We start from the raw sequence: 22,423 nt of genomic DNA, 5'->3' as shown, positions 1-22,423 counted from the left end.
GCCGCACACGCGGCTCTTTTTGCAAAGATGGGTAAATTACCGGAAAATCAGCTTATTCTTCTGTTGCGGTAGCCAAAGACTTCACTACAGTGAGCAGCAGAAGCGCCATCGTCAGGTGGTCAATGCATCCAGAGGGAACATAATGAAAAAAATCGTAATTGCCTGTGCGCTATTATCCGCGATGACCGCAACCGGAGCCTGGGCTGACGCTGCGGGCGATCTGCAGGGTCGTCTCGATAAAGTCGGTAGCTTCCATGCCAGCTTCACCCAGAAAGTCACCGATGGCAGCGGGGCTGCGGTGCAGGAAGGCCAGGGCGACCTGTGGGTTAAACGTCCAAACCTGTTTAACTGGCACATGACCCAGCCTGATGAAAGCATCCTGGTGTCCGACGGCAAAACCCTGTGGTTCTACAACCCGTTTGTCGAGCAGGTCACGGCAACCTGGCTGAAAGACGCCACCGGCAATACGCCGTTTATGCTGATTGCCCGCAACCAGTCCAGCGACTGGAAGCAGTACAACATCAAACAGAACGGCGATGATTTTGTGCTGACGCCAAAAAGCAGCTCGGGCAACCTGAAACAGTTCACCATTAACGTGGGCCGCGACGGCACAATTCATCAGTTCAGCGCGGTGGAGCAGGACGACCAGCGCAGCAGCTATACTTTGAAGGCTCAGCAAAACGGTGCTGTGGATGCCGGTAAGTTTACGTTCACCCCGCCAAAAGGCGTCACGGTGGACGACCAACGTAAATAGAGGCTTGAGTGAGCAACCTGTCGCTCGATTTTTCAGATAATACCTTCCAGCCGCTGGCCGCGCGTATGCGGCCAGAAAACCTGGCCCAGTATATCGGGCAGCAGCATCTGCTGGCTGACGGAAAACCGCTGCCCAGGGCCATTGAAGCAGGCCATCTGCATTCCATGATCCTCTGGGGGCCGCCGGGAACCGGTAAAACCACCTTAGCAGAAGTGATTGCCCGCTATGCAAACGCGGACGTCGAGCGTATTTCAGCGGTAACCTCTGGCGTGAAAGAGATCCGCGAAGCCATCGAGCGAGCGCGGCAAAACCGCAATGCCGGGCGGCGTACCATCCTGTTTGTGGACGAAGTTCACCGCTTCAATAAAAGCCAGCAGGATGCTTTTCTGCCGCACATTGAAGACGGCACCATCACCTTTATTGGCGCGACGACCGAAAACCCTTCGTTTGAGCTGAACTCGGCGCTCCTTTCCCGTGCCCGTGTTTATCTGCTGAAATCCCTCACCGTAGCGGACATCGAGCAGGTGCTCGAGCAGGCGATGAGCGATAAAGAGCGGGGCTACGGCGGGCAAAATATTGTGCTGCCGGACGAGACGCGAAAAGCCATTGCTGAACTGGTGAACGGTGATGCGCGTCGGGCGCTGAATACGCTGGAAATGATGGCGGACATGGCCGAGACAGACGCCAGCGGCAATCGTGTTTTACAGACTCAGTTGCTGACCGAGATTGCCGGCGAACGCAGCGCTCGCTTTGATAATAAAGGCGACCGTTTTTATGACCTTATTTCGGCGGTGCATAAATCTATTCGTGGCTCCTCGCCTGACGCCGCCCTTTACTGGTACGCCCGCATTATTAGCGCAGGCGGCGACCCGCTTTACGTTGCCCGGCGTTTGCTGGCCATCGCTTCGGAAGACGTGGGTAATGCCGACCCAAGAGGTATGCAGGTGGCAATTAGCGCCTGGGATTGTTTCACCCGCGTAGGGCCGGCCGAAGGGGAGAGAGCGATTGCCCAGGCAATTGTTTATCTGGCCTGCGCGCCGAAAAGTAACGCAGTTTACACCGCATTCAAGGCCGCAATGGCGGATGCGCGTGAGCGCCCTGATTATGACGTTCCCGTTCATCTGCGCAATGCCCCTACGAAGCTGATGAAAGAAATGGGGTATGGCCAGGAATACCGTTACGCTCACGATGAGCCGAACGCCTATGCTGCCGGGGAAGAGTACTTCCCGCCTGAAATGGCACAAACACGCTACTACCGGCCGACCAGCAGAGGCCTGGAAGGTAAGATTGGCGAAAAGCTAGCCTGGCTTACCGAGCAGGATCATAAAAGCCCCACAAAACGCTACCGCTAATGCAGACGTTGCGGTAAGGTTAGCAAGACTACCAAAGCGGCCGCAGGCTGTGGCCGCACTCCCTATAAATTCAATTCGATAAGCACAGGATAAGCATGCTCGATCCCAATCTGCTGCGTACAGAGCCAGACGCAGTCGCTGAAAAACTGGCACGCCGAGGCTTTAAGCTGGATGTAGAAACGCTGCGCTCTCTGGAAGAGCGTCGTAAAGTACTGCAGGTCAAAACGGAAAATCTGCAGGCTGAACGTAACTCGCGATCGAAATCCATCGGCCAGGCGAAAGCGCGCGGAGAAGACATTGAGCCGCTGCGCCTGCAGGTTAACCAGCTGGGCGAAGAGCTGGATGCAGCGAAAAACGAGCTTGATTCTCTGCTGGCGGAAATTCGCGATATCTCGCTGACCCTGCCAAACATTCCTGACGACTGCGTGCCGATGGGCAAAGACGACAGCGAAAACGTTGAAATTAGCCGCTGGGGCGAACCGCGCAAGTTTGATTTTGAAGTTCGCGACCACGTAACCCTGGGCGAAATGGCAAAAGGCCTCGACTTCGCCGCTGCGGTTAAACTGACCGGTTCTCGTTTTGTGGTGATGCAGGGGCAGATTGCTCGTATGCACCGTGCCCTGACCCAGTTCATGCTGGATCTGCACACCGAGCAGCACGGCTACATGGAAAACTATGTACCGTATCTGGTTAATCAGGACACTCTGTACGGTACTGGCCAGCTGCCGAAGTTTGGCGGAGACCTGTTCCATACCCGTCCGCTGGAAGAAGAAGCTGACAGCAGCAACTATGCGCTGATCCCAACCGCAGAAGTGCCGCTGACTAACCTGGTCCGCGACGAAATTCTCGACGATGAATCGCTTCCGCTGAAGCTTACCGCGCATACGCCGTGCTTCCGTTCTGAAGCGGGTTCTTATGGTCGCGATACCCGGGGTCTGATCCGTCAGCACCAGTTCGATAAAGTTGAGATGGTGCAGATCGTTCGCCCGGAAGACTCAATGGACGCGCTGGAAGAGTTGACCGGCCACGCGGAGAAAGTGCTTCAGCTGCTGGGTCTGCCATACCGTAAGGTGCTGCTGTGCAGCGGTGATATCGGTTTCGGTTCGGCTAAAACCTACGATCTGGAAGTCTGGTTGCCCGCGCAGAATACCTACCGTGAAATCTCTTCCTGCTCAAACATGTGGGATTTCCAGGCGCGTCGTTTACAGGCACGCTGCCGTAATAAGGCAGACAAGAAAACTCGCCTGGTACACACCCTGAACGGTTCCGGTCTGGCGGTTGGCCGTACCCTGGTCGCGGTGCTGGAAAACTACCAGCAGGCCGATGGCCGTATTCAGGTGCCGGAAGCGCTGCGTCCGTACATGAATGATCTGGAATACATCGGTTAATCAACCGTTTGTAACCAACCAGAAAAGCGCCTTAGGGCGCTTTTTTTATGCCGAAAGCCAGGCCCTTTCCGCCAACACCGCCTTTCTTGATACCAGACAATAACCCCTACTCCCAAATAAGTATTATTGCTCCCCGGAAAGCGGGTGATGATAGTTCAATTAAAACTTTCAGCTAATCATCATTTGACGACCGTGCTTCACAAGGCGTGACGCGGCCAGGTCAATCCTCCAACAAATATTAACCGGACACCCCTTTCAACTTTAACTGCGCAGCGGCATGTGGGCTCTCAGCCCGCGTTGCCGCTGTCAGCTTATTTTAACTGTGAGCAAAACAAGTAGGTCACTATGACTGATAAAACCCCTAACGCGATCCTCGCGGCAGAGGTCAGCCGTCGTAAGCTGGTCCAAACCACGGCAATCGGTGGTTTAGCTGCTGCAACTAGCGCCTTCTCGCTTCCCTTTTCCAGATTCGCCTTTGCCGACCCCGCCGTAAACCCCGGTGGCGATGAGAAAGTGGTCTGGAGCGCCTGTACGGTGAACTGCGGCAGCCGCTGCCCGCTGCGTATGCATGTGGTGGACGGCGAAATTAAATACGTTGAAACCGATAACACCGGTGATGATGACTACGAAGGTTTACATCAGGTTCGTGCCTGCCTGCGTGGCCGTTCAATGCGCCGCCGTGTCTACAATGCCGACCGCCTCAAATATCCGATGAAGCGCGTAGGTGCTCGTGGCGAAGGTAAGTTTGAACGCATCAGCTGGGATGAAGCATTCGACACCATTGCCAATAGCATGAAAGGCATCATCAAAGAGTATGGCAACGAAGCTATCTACCTGAACTACGGCACGGGCACGCTGGGCGGGACCATGACGCGCTCCTGGCCACCGGGCTCCACGCTGATTGCGCGCCTGATGAACTGCTGCGGCGGTTATCTCAACCACTATGGTGACTATTCCACGGCGCAGATCGCCGCGGGCCTGAACTACACCTACGGCGGCTGGGCGGACGGCAACAGTCCGTCTGATATCGAAAACAGCAAGCTGGTGGTGTTGTTTGGTAACAACCCCGGCGAAACTCGTATGAGCGGCGGCGGGGTAACCTATTATCTCGAGCAGGCTCGCCAGAAATCCAACGCACGAATGATTATTATCGACCCGCGCTATACCGATACCGGCGCGGGGCGCGAAGATGAGTGGATCCCTATTCGCCCAGGTACCGATGCGGCGCTGATCTCCGCGCTGGCGTGGGTGATGATAAATGAAGACCTCGTCGACCAGGCTTTCCTGGATAAATACTGCGTAGGCTACGATGACAAAACGCTGCCAGCGGGTGCACCGCACAATGGGCACTATAAGGCTTACATACTCGGTCAGGGCGTAGATGGCGTAGCTAAAACACCTGAATGGGCCTCGCAGATAACCGGAATACCGGTCGATCGCATTATCAAACTCGCCCGTGAAATCGGCAGCGCGAAACCGGCCTTTATCAGCCAGGGCTGGGGGCCGCAGCGTCACTCCAACGGCGAGCTGGTTTCCCGCGCAATCGCCATGCTTTCTATCCTGACCGGTAACGTCGGTATTCACGGCGGTAACAGCGGGGCGCGCGAAGGTTCCTATAGTTTGCCGTTCGTTCGTATGCCAACGCTGGAAAACCCTGTTCAGACCAGCATCTCAATGTTTATGTGGACTGACGCTATCGATCGCGGGGCCGAAATGACGGCCACACGTGACGGCGTACGCGGCAAAGATAAGTTAGATGTGCCTATCAAAATGGTCTGGAACTATGCCGGTAACTGCCTGATTAACCAGCATTCCCAGATCAACCGCACCCACGACATTCTGCAGGATGACAAGAAGTGCGAGATGATTGTGGTTATCGACAACCACATGACTTCCTCTGCGAAATACGCCGATATTCTGCTCCCGGACTGCACGGCTTCCGAGCAGATGGATTTCTGCCTTGATGCCTCCTGCGGCAACATGTCTTACGTTATCTTCGCTGAGCAGGCCATCAAGCCTCGGTTTGAATGCAAAACCATCTATGAGATGACCACCGAACTTGCGAAGCGCATGGGCGTGGAGCCTGCGTTTACCGAAGGGCGAACTCAGGAAGGCTGGATGCGTCACCTTTACGCTCAGTCCCAGAAAGCGATCCCTGAGTTGCCGAGTTTTGACGAGTTCCGCCAGCAGGGAATGTTCAAAAAGCGTGACCCGGAAGGGCATCACGTGGCCTACAAAGCCTTCCGTGAAAATCCGCAGGCGAATCCGTTAACCACGCCGTCCGGCAAGATTGAAATCTACTCCGCGCAGCTGGCTGAGATTGCCGCCGCATGGGAACTACCTGAAGGCGACGTTATCGATCCGCTGCCGGTCTATAGCGCCGGCTTCGAGAACGTGGGCGATCCGCTGGCGGAGAAATGGCCGCTGCAGTTGACCGGCTTCCACTATAAGGCCCGTACTCACTCAACCTACGGCAACGTTGACGTGTTGAAGGCCGCCTGTCGTCAGGAGATGTGGATCAACCCGCTCGATGCAAAACAGCGCGGCATCGCCAATGGTGATGAAGTCCGTATTTTCAACGACCGTGGGGAAGTACGCATTAACGCCAAAGTTACGCCACGCATCATTCCTGGCGTTGTCGCCTTAGGGGAAGGAGCCTGGTATAGCCCGGATGCCAACAAGGTAGACCGGGCGGGAAGCATCAACGTGCTGACCACTCAGCGCCCGTCGCCGCTGGCAAAAGGTAATCCATCCCACAGTAACCTGGTCCAGGTTGAAAAGGCGTAAGGAGCAGTAAATGACAACCCAATATGGCTTTTATATCGACTCCAGTCGCTGCACCGGCTGCAAAACCTGTGAACTGGCGTGCAAGGATTTTAAGAACCTGACTCCGGACGTGAGCTATCGTCGCATTTATGAATATGCGGGCGGCAACTGGCAGGAGGATAACGGCGTATTCCACCAGGATGTCTTCGCCTACTATCTTTCTATCTCTTGTAACCACTGTGAAGATCCGGCCTGTACTAAGGTCTGCCCGAGCGGCGCAATGCATAAGCGCGAAGATGGCTTTGTGGTGGTGAACGAAGACGTTTGTATCGGCTGCCGCTACTGCCATATGGCGTGTCCGTACGGCGCGCCTCAGTACAACGAAGAGAAAGGCCACATGACCAAGTGCGACGGCTGCTACGAGCGCGTTGCCGAGGGGAAAAAGCCGATCTGCGTAGAGTCCTGCCCGCTGCGTGCGCTGGATTTAGCACCTATCGACGAGTTACGCAAAAAGTACGGTACTCAGGCCGCTATTGCCCCGCTGCCAGCATCGCACTTCACAAAACCTAACATCGTGATTAAACCTAACGCCAACAGCCGCCCAAGTGGGGATACCAGCGGTTATCTGGCCAACCCGAAGGAGGTGTGAGATGGGAAACGGATGGCATGAATGGCCGCTGATGGTCTTTACGGTACTGGGCCAGTGCGTTGCGGGCGGGTTTATCGTTATGGCGCTGGCATTGCTTTACGGCGTGAACGACAGGGCGACCCGCAGGCGCGCCGAGCTGATGATGGTTGTGCTTTGGATCCTGATGGGCGTCGGTTTCATCGCCTCTATACTGCACCTGGGTTCACCTTTGCGCGCCTTCAACTCCCTGAATCGCCTCGGCAGCTCGGCGTTGAGTAATGAAATTGCCAGCGGCTCGGTATTCTTTGCCGTGGGCGGTTTCTGGTGGCTGTTGACCGTACTCGGCAAAATGCCCCAGGCGCTCAGCAAAGCCTGGGCCGTGGTGACTATGATTCTGGGCGTGGTATTTGTCTGGATGATGAGCCGGGTGTATTTAATCGATACGGTACCAACCTGGTTTAGCGTCTGGACGCCGATGAACTTCTTCCTGACGATGTTTATCGGCGGCCCACTGCTTGGCTACCTGCTGCTGCGTGCGGCAGGCGTTAGCGGCTGGGGGATGCGTATTCTGCCGGTCATCACGCTGCTGGCGCTGGTAGTCAGCATGATTGTTATGCTGATGCAGGGCATGGAGCTGGCAACGCTGCACAGCTCCATTCAGCAGGCTTCTGCGCTGGTGCCGGAGTACGGCTCGCTGATGGCGTGGCGGATGGTTCTGCTGGTCCTCGCGCTGGTCTGCTGGATTGCGCCGCAGCTGAAAGGATATCGTCCGGGCGTTGGTCTGCTGACGCTGGCAATGGTGTTTGTGCTTGCCGGTGAACTCATTGGTCGGGGCGTCTTCTACGGGCTGCATATGACGGTTGGTATGGCGATCGCGAGTTAACATTTCATTGAGTTATAAGCGCGTCTACGGGCGCGCTTTTTCATGCTTTCAGATAAGAAAATCTCACCTGAATATCCATGAAATTTTTCATTGCTCATTTTGGCCTGCTTTTCGCTATATCGCATCAAAAACAGGGAGATACAATTTACGTGACCCCGGTCACTTATTCGCAGGATAAGTTTTTCAAATCGTTCCCGCCAAAACCCCTCTCACCCCCCATTATTGCTGGATTGACAATCCATTTGCCGGTGGCATGATGCGCACAAATTTGTTCACTTCCTCACGGCTCGACACCCATGACCATCTATACCCGCCCCGTATTGCTGCTGCTTTGCGGGCTACTGCTGCTGACTCTGGCGATGGCGGTTTTAAACACGCTCGTCCCGCTTTGGCTGGCTCACGATAACCTTCCTACCTGGCAGGTCGGGATGGTGGGCTCTGCGTACTTCACCGGTAACCTGGTGGGCACGTTGATTACCGGGTGGGTGATTAAGCGTTACGGGTTTAACCGCAGCTACTATCTGGCCTCCGTTATCTTTGCGGTGGGCTGTATTGGCCTCGGGCTGATGGTGGGCTTCTGGAGCTGGATGGTCTGGCGGTTTGTTGCCGGCGTCGGCTGCGCCATGATTTGGGTGGTGGTTGAAAGCGCGCTGATGTGCAGCGGCACCTCACGCAACCGCGGCCGCCTGTTGGCCGCTTATATGACCGTCTATTACATCGGGATGGTCGTCGGTCAGCTGATGGTCAGCAAACTCTCCACCGAGCTGATGAACGTGCTGCCGTGGGCTACCGCGCTGGTGCTGGCTGCTATCCTGCCGCTGCTGTTCACTCATATCGTGAGCGACGGCGATGAACATCGTGATAACTCGCCGGTCTGGCCGATGCTGCGCCTGCGTCAGGCTCGTCTGGGCGTGAACGGCTGCATCATGTCCGGCATTGTCCTCGGCTCGCTGTACGGCCTGATGCCGCTTTACCTTAACCATCAGGGCGTAAGCGATGCAGGCATCGGCTTCTGGATGGCGCTGATGATAAGCGCGGGCATCGTTGGCCAGTGGCCGATGGGGCGTCTGGCGGATAAATACGGTCGCCTGCTGGTGCTGCGCGTTCAGGTCTTTGTGGTGATCCTCGGCTGCCTGGCGATGCTCAGCAATGCCGCAATGGGGCCGGCGCTGTTTGTCCTGGGCGCGTTTGGCTTCACGCTTTACCCGGTTGCGATGGCCTGGGCCTGCGAAAGAATTGAACGCCATCAGCTGGTGGCGATGAACCAGGCTCTGCTGCTGAGCTACACCATCGGCAGCCTGATTGGGCCAACTATCACCGCGCTGCTGATGCAGAATTACTCGGACAACGTGCTGTTTATCATGATGGCCGCGGTGTCGTTTGTGTACCTGATGATGCTGTTGCGCAAAGCCGGTCAGCATCCTACGCCGGTGGCTCACGCCTGATCCTGATTTTTTATTGTTTCCCTGACGCGTATTCCTGACTCGGAATACGCGTTTTTGTATGGGAAAATACCCCGTTAACAGAAGGGGGAACGATGAATACGGTTAACTTTACGCTGGCTCAAATTGAAGCCTTTGCCTGCGTTTGCGAATGCGGCACCCTCACCAAAGCGGCTAAAAAGCTTAATAAAGACCGGACCACGGTCAGCCAGCTGCTGGATTATCTCGAAATTGACCTCGGCTATACGCTGTTCGATCGTTCCACCCGTCCTTTGACTTTAACCGAACCCGGCAAGCTATTGTACCGACAGGCCCGGTTATTTCTTCATGAGGCTCAGGCTTTCTCAGAGGCCGCTCGGCAGATGCCGGGCCAGATAGAGACCCGCCTGACGCTATGCTATGACCCTTTCACGCCAAGAGATTTCTTACTGCGGCTGGTGGAGAAGCTTGCGGCCGAACAGATAACGCTCGATCTGCTGATGAGTGAACGCCCGGAGGCCGAAAGCTGGCTGGATCAGGGCAGGGCGCATATCGGCATTTACCAGGCGCTAAATCGCTCGGTGAACGACAGGCTCCAGTGGCGAGCGGTGGGCAGCCTGGCATTGGCGGCGTGGGCGAAAGTGGGCTTCTTTAAAACCAAACCGGTCTCACTCTTACGTCTTGCCGCCAGCACGCAGCTGATGCCTTATCGCGAGCTTCCTGATTCGCTGGCACAGCGCATTCAAATTGCCGACCGGGTAATACGCGTCAACGAACTTTCTCTGCTGGAAAAGCGACTGTGTGCCGGAGAAGGCTGGGCGTTTTTACCGCGGCACTTTGGGGTAGAAAACTGGCCGGGCATTGAGCGACTGGATACGGAAGTTGGAGATAGAGGGTTGCTGCACCCGGTGGTGGCGCTTTGGAAACCCGGGCATATTGCGCAATCTCAGCTTGAGAAGGTCATGGCGGCGATAGATGCCGCCTGGCAGGAAGCGTAATGACCGTGCCCCCTTCAACGGGAGCACGCAGTGGGGCTAGTACATTACTTTATGACCGTACTGCTCCAGAATGCCTTTGACCCGATCCATGGTTTCTTTCTTCGGCGGATGGACGCCGTCCAGCTTGTACTCTTCGCCCATGGCAACCCATTTATGTTTGCCAAGCTCGTGGTACGGCAGCAGCTCGATTTTCTCAACGTTGCCCATATCGCGGGTAAATTCCCCAAGGCGATGCGCGGAGTCGTCGTCATCAGACCAGCCCGGCACGACCACGTAGCGGATCCACACTTTAATGTCTTTTTTCGACAGATACCGGGCAAACTCGAGCGTGCGGTGATTTGAAACGCCCACCAGGTTTTGGTGGATTTCGTCGTTCATTTGTTTGAGATCGAGCATCACCAGGTCGGTAACCTCCAGCAGCTCATCAATCACCGGATCGTAGCGACGAACAAAGCCGTTGGTGTCCAGGCAGGTATGAATACCTTCTTTATGGCAGGCGCGGAACCAGTCACGCACGAACTCGGCCTGCAGGATAGCCTCACCGCCGGACGCGGTGACGCCGCCGCCGGAAGCGTTCATAAAGTGGCGATAGGTGACAACTTCTTTCATCAGCTCTTCTACCGTCACTTCTTTGCCGCCGTGGGTATCCCAGGTGTCGCGGTTGTGGCAGTAAAGGCAGCGCATCAGGCAGCCCTGGAAGAAGGTGATAAAGCGGATACCGGGACCGTCTACGGTACCACAGGATTCAAAAGAGTGAATTCGTCCGATTGCTGACATTGCGGTGATCTCTCCAGGTGTGGCCCATCCAGGGCCTGTGTCGTGCACAGCTCAAGCCGGCTGTGTTAAGTCTGTTTTGGCAGATACCCAAGTATAGATAGCTGGCAAAGCAGGCTGGGGGCAGAGAGGTGAGTAAAAAGGCCCCACAAGAGTGGAGCCTTTATATATTACGCTTCTTCAGTCTAACAAGGAATTAGATGGACTGAGTGAAGGTACGGGTAATAACGTCCTGCTGCTGTTCTTTGGTCAGCGAGTTGAAGCGGACTGCGTAACCGGATACACGAATGGTCAGCTGAGGATATTTCTCAGGGTTTTCCATCGCGTCCAGCAGCATTTCACGGTTCATGACGTTCACGTTCAGGTGCTGACCACCTTCGATGTTCGCTTCGTGGTGGAAGTAACCGTCCATCAGGCCTGCAAGGTTGGTTTTACGCACGTCATCGTCTTTACCCAGCGCGTTTGGCACGATGGAGAAGGTATAGGAGATACCATCTTTCGCGTAGGCAAACGGCAGTTTAGCCACGGAGGTCAGAGAGGCAACAGCACCTTTCTGGTCACGGCCGTGCATTGGGTTAGCGCCTGGACCGAACGGAGTACCTGCGCGACGACCGTCTGGGGTGTTACCGGTTTTCTTACCATAAACCACGTTAGAGGTGATGGTCAGAACAGACTGAGTCGCGATAGCGCCACGGTAGGTGGTCAGTTTCTGAATTTTCTTCATGAAACGTTCTACCAGGTCAACGGCGATGTCATCTACGCGAGGATCGTTGTTACCGAACTGTGGATATTCACCTTCGATTTCGAAGTCGATAGCCAGACCGTCTTCGTCACGAATTGGTTTAACTTTCGCGTATTTGATTGCAGACAGGGAGTCAGCTGCAACGGACAGACCCGCGATACCACAAGCCATGGTGCGAACAACGTCACGGTCGTGCAGAGCCATCAGGGACGCTTCGTAGCTGTATTTATCATGCATGTAGTGAATGATGTTCAGCGCGGTAACGTACTGTTTAGCCAGCCAGTCCATGAAGTGATCCAGACGATCCAACACGTTGTCGTAGTCCAGAACGTCTGCGGTGATTGGCGCTTCTTTAGGACCAACCTGCATTTTCAGTTTTTCATCAACGCCGCCGTTGATTGCATACAGCATGGTTTTCGCCAGGTTTGCACGAGCACCGAAGAACTGCATTTGCTTACCAACGATCATTGGGCTTACGCAGCAAGCGATAGCGTAGTCATCGTTGTTGAAGTCAGGGCGCATCAGATCGTCATTCTCGTACTGCAGAGAAGAGGTATCGATGGAAACTTTAGCCGCGTATTTTTTGAAGTTCAGTGGCAGTTTTTCAGACCACAGAATGGTGATGTTTGGCTCCGGAGACGGCCCCATGGTGTACAGGGTGTTCAGGAAGCGGAAGCTGTTTTTGGTCACCAGAGTACGGCCATCAACGCCCATACCGCCGATAGATTCTGTTGCCCAGATTGGGTCACCGGAGAACAGCTCATCGTATTCTGGGGTACGCAGGAAGCGAACCATACGCAGTTTCATGACCAGGTGGTCAATCATTTCCTGAGCGTCTTGCTCGTTGATTTTGCCTGCTTTGATGTCGCGTTCGATATAGGCATCCAGGAAGGTGGATACGCGACCGAAGGACATTGCAGCGCCGTTCTGAGATTTAACCGCAGCCAGGTAGCCGAAGTAAGTCCACTGAATTGCTTCCTGTGCGTTGGTAGCAGGACCGGAGATATCGCAGCCATATTTAGCGGCCATCTCTTTGATCTGACCCAGCGCACGGTGCTGTTCGGAGATTTCTTCACGCAGACGAATAGTCGCTTCCAGGTCTTCACCGTTTTCCAGTTTGGTCTGCAGTGAGTTGAACTGAGCGAACTTGTCTTTCATCAGGTAGTCGATACCGTACAGCGCAACGCGACGGTAGTCACCGATGATACGGCCACGGCCATACGCATCTGGCAGACCGGTAATAACACCGGACTTACGGCAGTTCAGGATGTCTTTGGTGTAAACGTCAAACACGCCCTGGTTGTGAGTTTTGCGGTATTCGGTGAAGATCTTTTTCAGCATTGGGTCGAGTTCACGACCGTATACTTTGCAAGAACCTTCGACCATTTTGATGCCGCCGAACGGAATGATGGCACGTTTCAGAGGAGCATCGGTCTGCAGACCCACGATGGTTTCGAGGGACTTGTTGATGTAGCCCGCATCATGAGAAGTGATGGTGGAAGCGAGGTCGGTATCGAAGTCAACTGGCGCGTGAGTGCGGTTTTCCAGTTTGACGCCTTCCATCACTTTGTCCCACAGAGTGGTAGTTGCGTCGGTAGCACCTGCCAGGAAGGACTCATCACCCTCATACGGGGTGTAGTTTTTCTGAATAAAGTCACGCACGTTGACTTCATTCTGCCATTCGCCTTTAGCAAAACCTTCCCAGGCTGTGGCTAACTTTTCATTAAGCTCGGACATGTAACACCTACCTTCTAATGTGGAGTTCTTAAACCTACGTGTTGGCTAAACTTAGTGTTTATCGCCACCGCGCAGATAAATTACCCAGTATGTCAACCCAACCAGTAAACCTCCTCCGATAATGTTTCCGATGGTGACTGGAATCAGGTTATCGGTAATGAAGTTCAGCACGGTCAGATGCGAGAAACTTTCCGGAGAGGACCCTACGGCGGTCCAGAATTCCGGGCTGGCAAAGTCACGAACCACGATAGCCATCGGGATCATGAACATGTTTGCGATGCTGTGCTCAAAGCCGCAGGCAACAAACATGGCAACCGGAAGGATCATAGCAAACATCTTGTCCATCAGGCTGCGGCCGGAGTAGCTCATCCAGACGGCGAGACACACCATCAGGTTCGCCAGAATGCCGAGGCAGACGGCCTCAACAAACGTGTGATGCATTTTATGGTCAGCGGTCTGCAGGACGTTAAGGCCCCAGGCGCCGTTGGCTGTCATATACATGCCGGACAGCCAGATAAGAAGCACAAAGAGCAGGGCTCCGACCAGGTTACCAATATAAACATTAGCCCAGTTACGCAGCAGCTGGCACCAGGTGATGCGGCCGCTGGCTTTGGCTACGACGATCAGCACGGTGGAGGTAAAGAGGTCTGCACCGCAGATAACGCAAAGAATTAAACCCAGTGAGAAGCATGTGCCGCCAATCAGTTTGGCAATCCCGAAGGGAATAGTGGATGTGCCCGTTGTGGCGGTGATGTAGAACACGAAGGCAATCGAAATGAAGACGCCTGCGGTAATCGCTAAGTAAAAGGTCGTTAGCGGCTGTTTTGTTGCTTTATAGACGCCAGCATCTTCGGCAATTTTTGCCATCGCTGGTGGGAGTACTAGATCAAAAGGGTTGTCAGCTTTCACACTAACTCTCTCTTATTTAATTCGGCGAGGAGATACTAACAAAGCATTATAGAGTAAAAATTGATGTGGATCATATCTCGCCAAGCTAATAGGCACTGAAAAAGCAGGTCTTTATCTGTTTTTCAGCATAACTAATTGATTATACATGAAAAAATAAATTTTAATATTTATAGATAAAATTGAATTCAGCCCGTTCCTCGCACAAAAATGGTTAATTACAATGGGGTATTTTTATATTTCGATAACATTATTTCCGTTGTCGATAAATAATCATTTACCCTAAATTAACCAAAAGATTACATAGTAAAATATTATTGTTGCAATAATAAAATGGGGCGCAAAAAGCGCCCCACAATATAGCTCAGACCCGGTGCAGTGCGCACCTGTAAGTTGTCAGTAAATCACTTTACCTGCCAATATTTGGCTTTGGCGCGCTGTAATTTTTCGTAAGCCTGCAACAAAGCCTGATGCGCCGGGAAGGCTTTCAGGTCTTTGTCGACCGGCTGCAGGCCGTAGAACGCAGCTTCACCGCTCAGCGCTGCGCTCGCGGCATCGACGGCTTCTGCGCCATACATGCGTACAAATGCGTTCAGGTATTGCAGAGGCTGGCGTTCTTCTTCCTGCGACAGCAGCAGCAGGGTCTGCAGGCAGCGGTAGTAGTTAGCGCGCTCCGGGCTAAAGATGGAGGCGTTAAACTCCATGGTCCACTCGGTCCAGATCAGCGCCTGCTCAAGGTCACCGCCGGCGAGCGCCAGCATGGCTTTCAGCTCGCCAATACGCAGCGTGTACCAGCCGTTATCTTTCCCGGTTGCCAGACCAAGTAATTCGCGCACGCGGGTGAAGTCATCGTGGCCTTCATCGTCCAGTTGAGAAATCAGATCCAGGTAGTCCTGCTGTTCCCATTCGCTGTCCGGCAGGGCAAGGATAGTTTCACGCAGGTGGCTGCCCATGCTGTTGTTGGCCAGCAGCAGGTCTTCTGCCGGATAAATATCTGACATGCCCGGGACGATAATACGGCAAGCGTAGACATCCAGGTGTTCGTAATCGGCGATATACACTTCTTTATCTTCAGACTTGAAGATAGCCATCAGCGTGGCGAATTCTTCTTCTGTTGTGCCGGCGAAGCTCCAGTCAGCAAACGGATAGTCCGCATCCTGCTTGAACATGTCCCAGGAGATCAGGCCGCTGGAATCAATGAAGTGAGTTTCCAGGTTAGCGTGTTCGGCCACCTCTTCATCATCGAAGGTTGGAGGCGTAAAGACATCCAGATCTTTCAGGCCACGGCCCTGCAGCAGCTCGGTAACGGTGCGCTCCAGCGCTACGCCAAAATCAGGGTGTGCGCCGAATGAAGCAAAACAGGTTCCGTTTGCCGGGTTAAACAGCACCACGCAGATAACCGGGTATTTGCCGCCCAGAGAGCCGTCGTAAGCGAAGATAGGGAAACCTTCGTCTTCAAGCGTCTTAATGGATTCCACGACGCCAGGGTAGCGCGCCAGCACCTCTTGCGGGATTTCCGGCAGGCTGATGCTTTCGGCGATGATGCGGTTCTTAATATGACGCTCAAAGACCTCAGAGAGACCCTGGACGCGAGCTTCATTCGCCGTGTTGCCCGCGGACATGCCGTTGGAAACATACAGATTGCCAATGATGTTCATTGGGATATAAACGGTTTGCAGGTCTGACTGGCGGGTAAACGGCAGGGCACAGATACCGCGCTCTTCGTTGCCGGACTGCAGATCGATAAGCATCCCCGCGCCAACTTCATTCTCCGGATCGTAGAAAGCACGCAGGCGATCGTCGAGGATACCTTCAGGGAGTTGATCGTCTTCCGGCAGTGGGAACCACTTCTCATTCGGGTAATGAACGAATGGGCCGTTAGCGATGGTGTCGCCCAGCCAGAAGTCCGCGAAGAAATAGTTAGTCGACAGACGTTCAAAATATTCACCCAGCGCGGATGCCAGCGCGGCTTTTTTGGTCGCGCCTTTGCCGTTGGTGAAGCACAGAGCGCTGTCTTTGTCGCGAATATGCACTGACCAAACGTTCGGTACCGGGTTAAGCCAGGAGGCTTCTTCGATATTGAAACCGAGGTCGGTCAGCTTTTTCTGGAAGCGGGCGATGGAGTCTTCCAGGGCGGCATCTTTGCCGGGGATAAATGTCTGGGTCATGGGGTTCACTTTAATGGTACGCGAAACGCGCAATGATACGGGTTTTACCGGTAGGACGCTATCTTCCGCCCGGCGCAGGCGACGCTAGCATAGCAGGCTCTGTGGCATTGCTGTAACCCGGTGAGGATGTGGTTTTTGGATCTTACCGCCGGAAATCGGGCAATTTTTTCACCTGCCGGGAGATTGTGTTGTGTGATTTTGCGCACATTACTTCCCCGCACGGGATTAACCGTTGCAACACTGCGCCGCTGAATGATAAAACCGATAATGTAATAAAAACTTATTGCTCGAGGCGTGGTGAGGGGAAATGACACAGGTATACAATTTTAGTTCTGGTCCGGCAATGTTACCGGCTGAAGTACTTCGTCGTGCACAACAGGAGCTGTGCGACTGGCACGGTCTGGGCACTTCCGTAATGGAAATTAGCCACCGTGGCAAAGAGTTTATTCAGGTCGCGGAAGAGGCGGAAAAAGATTTTCGCGATCTGCTGCAAATCCCCTCCAACTATAAAGTTTTATTCTGCCACGGCGGCGGCCGCGGTCAGTTTGCTGGCGTACCGTTGAATATCCTCGGGGACAAAACCAGCGCGGATTACATCGACGGCGGCTACTGGGCGAACAGCGCGATAAAAGAAGCGAAAAAATACTGTCAGCCTGTTGCTCACGACGTGAAAATCACCGTGGACGGCAAGCGCGCCATCAAGCCGATGAGCGAGTGGCAGGTTTCTGACAACAGCGCGTTTCTGCACTATTGCCCGAATGAGACCATCGACGGCATCTCCATCGACGAAACGCCTGATTTTGGCGATACCGTAGTTGCCGCTGACTTCTCTTCCACCATTCTTTCTCGTCCTATCGACGTTAGCCGCTTCGGCGTGATTTATGCCGGTGCGCAGAAAAACATTGGTCCGGCTGGCCTGACGCTGGTTGTGGTGCGTGAAGACCTGCTGGGTAAAGCGCATAAAGCATGCCCGTCAATCATCGATTACACCGTGCTGAACGACAACGATTCCATGTTCAACACGCCGCCAACCTTCGCATGGTATCTCGCGGGGCTGGTCTTCAAATGGCTGAAAGAGCAGGGTGGCGTGGCCGCAATGGATCGTATTAATCAGGCCAAAGCCGAGCTGCTGTATGGCGTGATTGATAACAGCGATTTCTATCGTAACGACGTGGCCGCTTCTAACCGTTCCCGGATGAACGTGCCGTTCCAGCTGGCAGATAGCGCGCTGGATAAAGTGTTCCTTGAAGAGTCCTTTGCGGCAGGCCTGCATTCGCTGAAAGGCCACCGTGTCGTAGGCGGCATGCGTGCCTCTATCTATAACGCCATGCCGCTTGATGGCGTAAAAGCGTTGACGGATTTCATGGTCGAGTTCGAACGCCGCCACGGTTAAATGATTGCACTAGTATTTCGCCCCGCGGCTCGCCTGCGGGGTTTTTATTCTGTTTGAGTTGAGAGTATTTTTCCCATGCTGGAATCCCTGACGTTACAACCCATCGCGCTGGTCGACGGCACCATTAATCTGCCTGGTTCAAAAAGCGTTTCTAACCGTGCTCTGCTGTTGGCCGCGCTGGCCAAAGGGACGACGGTGCTGACCAATCTGCTGGATAGCGATGATGTCCGCCATATGCTTAACGCGCTGAAAGCGCTGGGCGTTAGCTATACGCTTTCGGCGGATCGCACCCGTTGTGAAGTCACCGGCGTGGCTGGGCCTTTGCAGGCAGAAGGCGAGCTTGAGCTCTTTTTAGGCAATGCGGGTACGGCAATGCGTCCTCTGGCCGCAGCGCTGTGCCTCGGCAGCAATAACATTGTGCTGACCGGCGAGCCGCGCATGAAAGAGCGTCCGATTGGTCACCTTGTTGATGCGGTGCGTCAGGGCGGGGCGGAGATTGATTATCTCGAGCAAGAGAATTACCCGCCGCTGCGCCTGCGTGGGGGCTTCAACGGCGGCAAGGTTGAGGTCGACGGCAGCGTGTCCAGCCAGTTCCTGACCGCGCTGCTGATGACGGCTCCTCTGGCGCCAAACGACACCGAAATCACTATTAAAGGCGAGCTGGTATCTAAACCTTATATTGATATCACGCTGCACCTGATGAAAACCTTTGGCGTCGAGGTGGAAAACCGCGATTACCGCAGCTTTGTCATCCGTGGTGCGCAGGAATATCAGTCGCCGGGAGCTTACCTGGTTGAAGGCGATGCCTCATCTGCCTCTTACTTCCTGGCCGCAGGTGCGGTTAAAGGCGGCGTGGTGAAGGTGACCGGCATTGGCCGTAACAGCGTTCAGGGCGATATCCGTTTTGCCGACGTACTGGAAAAGATGGGGGCGAAAGTGACCTGGGGCGATGACTTCATTAGCTGCGAGCGCGGCGAGCTGAACGCCATCGATATGGACATGAACCATATCCCTGATGCGGCAATGACTATTGCGACAGCGGCGCTGTTTGCTAAGGGCACGACCACGTTACGTAATATCTATAACTGGCGAGTAAAAGAGACCGATCGTCTTAGCGCGATGGCTACTGAACTACGAAAAGTGGGCGCAGAAGTCGAAGAGGGTGAGGATTATATTACCGTTACGCCTCCGGCTAAGCTGACGTTTGCTGAGATAGGTACCTATAACGATCACCGTATGGCGATGTGTTTCTCGCTGGTGGCTCTGTCCGATACGCCGGTGACTATCCTTGATCCTGGCTGTACGGCAAAAACTTTCCCTGACTACTTCGAGCAGCTGGCGCGTATCAGTACTCCGGCATAATCCCCTAAGAAACCGCATCACCTGATGCGGTTTTTCCGATCTCTACGATTCCTTACAACGCACGTTGCGCAATTCTTCTACACTCAGCCTGATTCCCGAGGATATTTGCCCGGAAAGATAACAGTCCTGGCGGTTGCGGCGTATAATGCGCGGCGTTTACAACCCGCGAATCCAGCGATAGAGGAGAAAACGATGACGGCATCCGCCCCGGTAATAACGATTGATGGCCCAAGTGGCGCCGGTAAAGGCACGCTTTGTAAGGCGATGGCCGAAGCGTTGCAGTGGCATCTGCTGGACTCTGGTGCGATTTATCGCGTCCTGGCGCTGGCCGCGCTGCATCACCATGTTGATGTCGCTTCCGAAGATGCGCTGGTTCCTCTTGCTGCACATCTGGACGTTCGTTTTGTCTCCACCGACGGCAATCTGGAAGTGATCCTTGAAGGGGAAGATGTGAGCGGTGAAATCCGCACTCAGGAAGTGGCAAACGCCGCCTCTCAGGTCGCCGCGTTCCCGCGTGTCCGCGAAGCTCTGCTGCGCCGCCAGCGCGCTTTCCGCGAAGCGCCGGGCCTGATTGCCGATGGCCGTGATATGGGCACCGTGGTGTTCCCGGATGCGCCAGTGAAAATTTTCCTTGATGCTTCCTCCGAAGAGCGTGCCCACAGGCGCATGCTACAGTTGCAGGAGAAGGGCTTTAGTGTTAACTTTGACCGCCTTTTGGCCGAGATAAAGGAACGCGACGATCGCGACCGCAATCGCTCTGTAGCGCCGCTGGTACCCGCTGCCGATGCTTTAGTACTGGATTCCACCAGTATGAGTATTGAGCAAGTGATTGAAAAAGCGCTACAATACGCCCGCCAAAAGCTGGCTGTTGCCTGATAAAGGCAGACAAGCCTCAGAATTAGTAGTACCCCCGCTGCAACGGAGTGTGAGCGGGTATGTAAAACAACCCCATCCGGCATGAGGCCAGATGGACGTTAATCTAACTTTTGAAGATTAAACATGACTGAATCTTTTGCTCAACTATTTGAAGAATCCCTTAAAACAATCGAAACCCGTCCGGGTTCCATCGTTCGTGGTGTTGTTGTTGCTATCGACAAAGACGTCGTTCTGGTTGATGCGGGCCTGAAATCTGAATCTGCAATCCCTGCAGAGCAGTTCAAAAACGCAGCCGGCGAACTGGAAATTCAGGTTGGCGACGAAGTTGACGTTGCACTGGACGCAGTAGAAGACGGCTTCGGTGAAACCCTGCTGTCCCGTGAGAAAGCTAAACGTCACGAAGCTTGGATCACGCTGGAAAAAGCTTACGAAGAAGCTGAAACTGTGGTCGGTGTTATTAACGGCAAAGTTAAAGGTGGCTTCACTGTTGAGCTGAACGGTATTCGTGCGTTCCTGCCAGGTTCCCTGGTTGACGTGCGTCCAGTTCGCGACACGCTGCACCTGGAAGGCAAAGAGCTTGAGTTCAAAGTTATCAAGCTTGACCAGAAGCGCAACAACGTTGTTGTTTCCCGTCGTGCGGTAATCGAGTCTGAGAACAGCGCAGAGCGCGATCAGCTGCTTGAAAACCTGCAAGAAGGCATGGAAGTTAAAGGTATCGTTAAGAACCTCACTGACTACGGCGCATTCGTTGACCTGGGTGGCGTTGATGGCCTGCTGCACATCACCGATATGGCATGGAAACGCGTTAAGCATCCAAGCGAAATCGTGAATGTTGGCGACGAAATCACCGTTAAAGTGCTGAAGTTCGACCGCGAGCGTACTCGTGTTTCCCTCGGCCTGAAACAGCTGGGCGAAGATCCATGGGTCGCTATCGCTAAGCGTTATCCAGAAGGTACCAAACTGACTGGTCGCGTGACCAACCTGACCGACTACGGCTGCTTCGTTGAAATCGAAGAAGGCGTTGAAGGCCTGGTTCACGTTTCCGAAATGGATTGGACCAACAAAAACATCCACCCATCCAAAGTTGTTAACGTTGGTGATGTAGTGGAAGTTATGGTTCTGGATATCGACGAAGAACGTCGTCGTATCTCCCTGGGTCTGAAGCAGTGCAAAAACAACCCATGGCAGCAGTTCGCTGAGACCCACAACAAAGGCGATCGCGTTGAAGGTAAAATCAAGTCTATCACTGACTTCGGTATCTTCATCGGCCTGGACGGCGGCATCGACGGCCTGGTTCACCTGTCTGACATCTCCTGGAACGTTGCAGGCGAAGAAGCAGTTCGTGAATACAAAAAAGGCGACGAAATTGCAGCCGTTGTTCTGCAGGTTGACGCAGAGCGTGAGCGTATCTCCCTGGGCGTTAAACAGCTCGCAGAAGATCCGTTCAACAACTACGTTGCGCTGAACAAGAAAGGCACTATCGTTACTGGTAAAGTAACGGCAGTTGACGCGAAAGGTGCTACAGTTGAATTAGCAGACGGCGTAGAAGGCTACCTGCGTGCTTCTGAAGCTTCCCGTGACCGCGTTGAAGATGCAACTCTGGTTCTGAACGTTGGCGACGATGTTGAAGCTAAATTCACCGGCGTTGATCGTAAAAACCGTGTAGTGAGCCTGTCTGTTCGTGCTAAAGACGAAGCTGACGAGAAAGATGCAATCGCGACTGTTAACAACAAACAGGAAGAAAGCAACTTCTCTAACGCAATGGCTGAAGCATTCAAAGCAGCTAAAGGCGAGTAATCGTCCGAGCGTTGTATCCCGGCTTCTGCCAGGGTATAAAATCAGGGCGGCTTCGGCCGCCCTTGTTCGATTGAGAGCTGTAAGCTAATTTTCCTGAATGGAAACCGGAGGAATCATGACCAAGTCAGAATTGATCGAAAGACTTGCAACCCAGCAATCTCACATCCCTGCAAAAGCGGTAGAAGATGCGGTGAAAGAAATGCTGGAGCATATGGCCTCTACGCTCGCCGAGGGTGAACGTATTGAAATCCGGGGTTTCGGCAGTTTCTCCTTACACTATCGCGCTCCTCGCACCGGACGTAACCCAAAAACCGGCGACAAAGTGGATCTGGAAGGTAAATACGTTCCGCACTTTAAGCCAGGTAAAGAGTTGCGTGACCGCGCCAATATTTATGGCTAATTCTTTAGATTTAGCAGAAATGGCACCTCATATGAGGTGCCATTTTTTTTGCCTGTACCGCTATTTTGCGAGCCGTTA

The 22,423-nt window shown here is 53.9% G+C and carries 17 protein-coding genes; 13 read left to right on the top strand and 4 right to left on the bottom strand.

What is annotated here, in order from left to right; all coding sequences use genetic code 11:
- Window positions 1-142 precede the first annotated feature (142 nt).
- The 8 genes from lolA (at window position 143) to JT31_RS05050 (ending at window position 10,190) form a co-directional block, all read left to right on the top strand.
- Complete coding sequence (gene lolA / locus JT31_RS05085) at window positions 143-754, top strand: outer membrane lipoprotein chaperone LolA (protein WP_038474073.1); 612 nt, start codon at window positions 143-145, stop codon at window positions 752-754.
- Between the two features lie 8 nt (window positions 755-762).
- Complete coding sequence (locus tag JT31_RS05080) at window positions 763-2,106, top strand: replication-associated recombination protein A (RefSeq protein WP_038474070.1); 1,344 nt, start codon at window positions 763-765, stop codon at window positions 2,104-2,106.
- Between the two features lie 95 nt (window positions 2,107-2,201).
- Window positions 2,202-3,494 (top strand): serine--tRNA ligase, encoded by a 1,293-nt coding sequence (serS, locus tag JT31_RS05075; protein ID WP_038474067.1) that lies wholly within the window; start codon window positions 2,202-2,204, stop codon window positions 3,492-3,494.
- Window positions 3,495-3,839: 345 nt separating this feature from the next.
- The gene (gene dmsA / locus JT31_RS05070; RefSeq protein ID WP_038474064.1) at window positions 3,840-6,281 is read left to right on the top strand and encodes a dimethylsulfoxide reductase subunit A; all 2,442 of its coding nucleotides are present in this window, start codon (window positions 3,840-3,842) and stop codon (window positions 6,279-6,281) included.
- A gap of 10 nt (window positions 6,282-6,291) precedes the next feature.
- A complete protein-coding gene (locus JT31_RS05065) occupies window positions 6,292-6,909 on the top strand; it encodes a DMSO/selenate family reductase complex B subunit (protein ID WP_038474060.1) in 618 nt (205 codons plus the stop codon).
- Window position 6,910: 1 nt separating this feature from the next.
- Window positions 6,911-7,771: a dimethyl sulfoxide reductase anchor subunit family protein gene (locus JT31_RS05060; RefSeq protein WP_038474057.1), complete on the top strand. Its 861-nt coding sequence runs from the start codon at window positions 6,911-6,913 to the stop codon at window positions 7,769-7,771.
- A gap of 296 nt (window positions 7,772-8,067) precedes the next feature.
- Window positions 8,068-9,216, top strand: a complete 1,149-nt coding sequence (locus JT31_RS05055; protein ID WP_038474055.1) for an MFS transporter — start codon at window positions 8,068-8,070, stop codon at window positions 9,214-9,216.
- 92 nt (window positions 9,217-9,308) lie between these two features.
- Window positions 9,309-10,190: a LysR family transcriptional regulator gene (locus tag JT31_RS05050; protein ID WP_038474052.1), complete on the top strand. Its 882-nt coding sequence runs from the start codon at window positions 9,309-9,311 to the stop codon at window positions 10,188-10,190.
- A 36-nt stretch (window positions 10,191-10,226) separates the two neighbouring features.
- On the opposite strand, the gene pflA is transcribed toward JT31_RS05050, so the two are convergent.
- The 4 genes from pflA to ycaO all read right to left on the bottom strand — a co-directional run bounded on the left by pflA (window position 10,227) and on the right by ycaO (window position 16,517).
- On the bottom strand, window positions 10,227-10,967 hold the full coding sequence (gene pflA, locus JT31_RS05045) for a pyruvate formate lyase 1-activating protein (RefSeq protein WP_038474049.1): 741 nt from the start codon (window positions 10,965-10,967) through the stop codon (window positions 10,227-10,229).
- Between the two features lie 193 nt (window positions 10,968-11,160).
- The gene (gene pflB, locus JT31_RS05040) at window positions 11,161-13,443 is read right to left on the bottom strand and encodes a formate C-acetyltransferase (RefSeq protein WP_038474046.1); all 2,283 of its coding nucleotides are present in this window, start codon (window positions 13,441-13,443) and stop codon (window positions 11,161-11,163) included.
- Between the two features lie 51 nt (window positions 13,444-13,494).
- Window positions 13,495-14,352 carry a formate transporter FocA gene (gene focA / locus JT31_RS05035; protein WP_038474043.1) on the bottom strand — a complete coding sequence of 286 codons (858 nt, stop codon included), beginning with the start codon at window positions 14,350-14,352 and terminating at the stop codon, window positions 13,495-13,497.
- 401 nt (window positions 14,353-14,753) lie between these two features.
- The gene (gene ycaO, locus JT31_RS05030; protein WP_038482815.1) at window positions 14,754-16,517 is read right to left on the bottom strand and encodes a 30S ribosomal protein S12 methylthiotransferase accessory factor YcaO; all 1,764 of its coding nucleotides are present in this window, start codon (window positions 16,515-16,517) and stop codon (window positions 14,754-14,756) included.
- Window positions 16,518-16,824: 307 nt separating this feature from the next.
- On the opposite strand from ycaO, the gene serC reads away from it, so the two are divergent.
- The 5 genes from serC (at window position 16,825) to ihfB (ending at window position 22,345) form a co-directional block, all read left to right on the top strand.
- Window positions 16,825-17,910, top strand: a complete 1,086-nt coding sequence (gene serC, locus JT31_RS05025; RefSeq protein WP_038474040.1) for a 3-phosphoserine/phosphohydroxythreonine transaminase — start codon at window positions 16,825-16,827, stop codon at window positions 17,908-17,910.
- Between the two features lie 78 nt (window positions 17,911-17,988).
- Window positions 17,989-19,272 carry a 3-phosphoshikimate 1-carboxyvinyltransferase gene (gene aroA / locus JT31_RS05020; RefSeq protein ID WP_038482812.1) on the top strand — a complete coding sequence of 428 codons (1,284 nt, stop codon included), beginning with the start codon at window positions 17,989-17,991 and terminating at the stop codon, window positions 19,270-19,272.
- A 192-nt stretch (window positions 19,273-19,464) separates the two neighbouring features.
- Window positions 19,465-20,148 carry a (d)CMP kinase gene (gene cmk, locus JT31_RS05015; RefSeq protein ID WP_038474038.1) on the top strand — a complete coding sequence of 228 codons (684 nt, stop codon included), beginning with the start codon at window positions 19,465-19,467 and terminating at the stop codon, window positions 20,146-20,148.
- 123 nt (window positions 20,149-20,271) lie between these two features.
- Window positions 20,272-21,945, top strand: a complete 1,674-nt coding sequence (rpsA, locus tag JT31_RS05010) for a 30S ribosomal protein S1 (protein WP_038474035.1) — start codon at window positions 20,272-20,274, stop codon at window positions 21,943-21,945.
- Between the two features lie 115 nt (window positions 21,946-22,060).
- Complete coding sequence (gene ihfB / locus JT31_RS05005; RefSeq protein ID WP_008461182.1) at window positions 22,061-22,345, top strand: integration host factor subunit beta; 285 nt, start codon at window positions 22,061-22,063, stop codon at window positions 22,343-22,345.
- Window positions 22,346-22,423: the final 78 nt, after the last annotated feature.

Origin of the sequence: Cedecea neteri (genome assembly GCF_000757825.1) — a bacterium.
In the GTDB taxonomy this organism is placed as follows: domain Bacteria; phylum Pseudomonadota; class Gammaproteobacteria; order Enterobacterales; family Enterobacteriaceae; genus Cedecea; species Cedecea selenatireducens.
The sequence above is the reverse complement of the archived record's forward strand: the minus strand, read 5'-3'. Positions and strand labels throughout refer to the sequence as shown.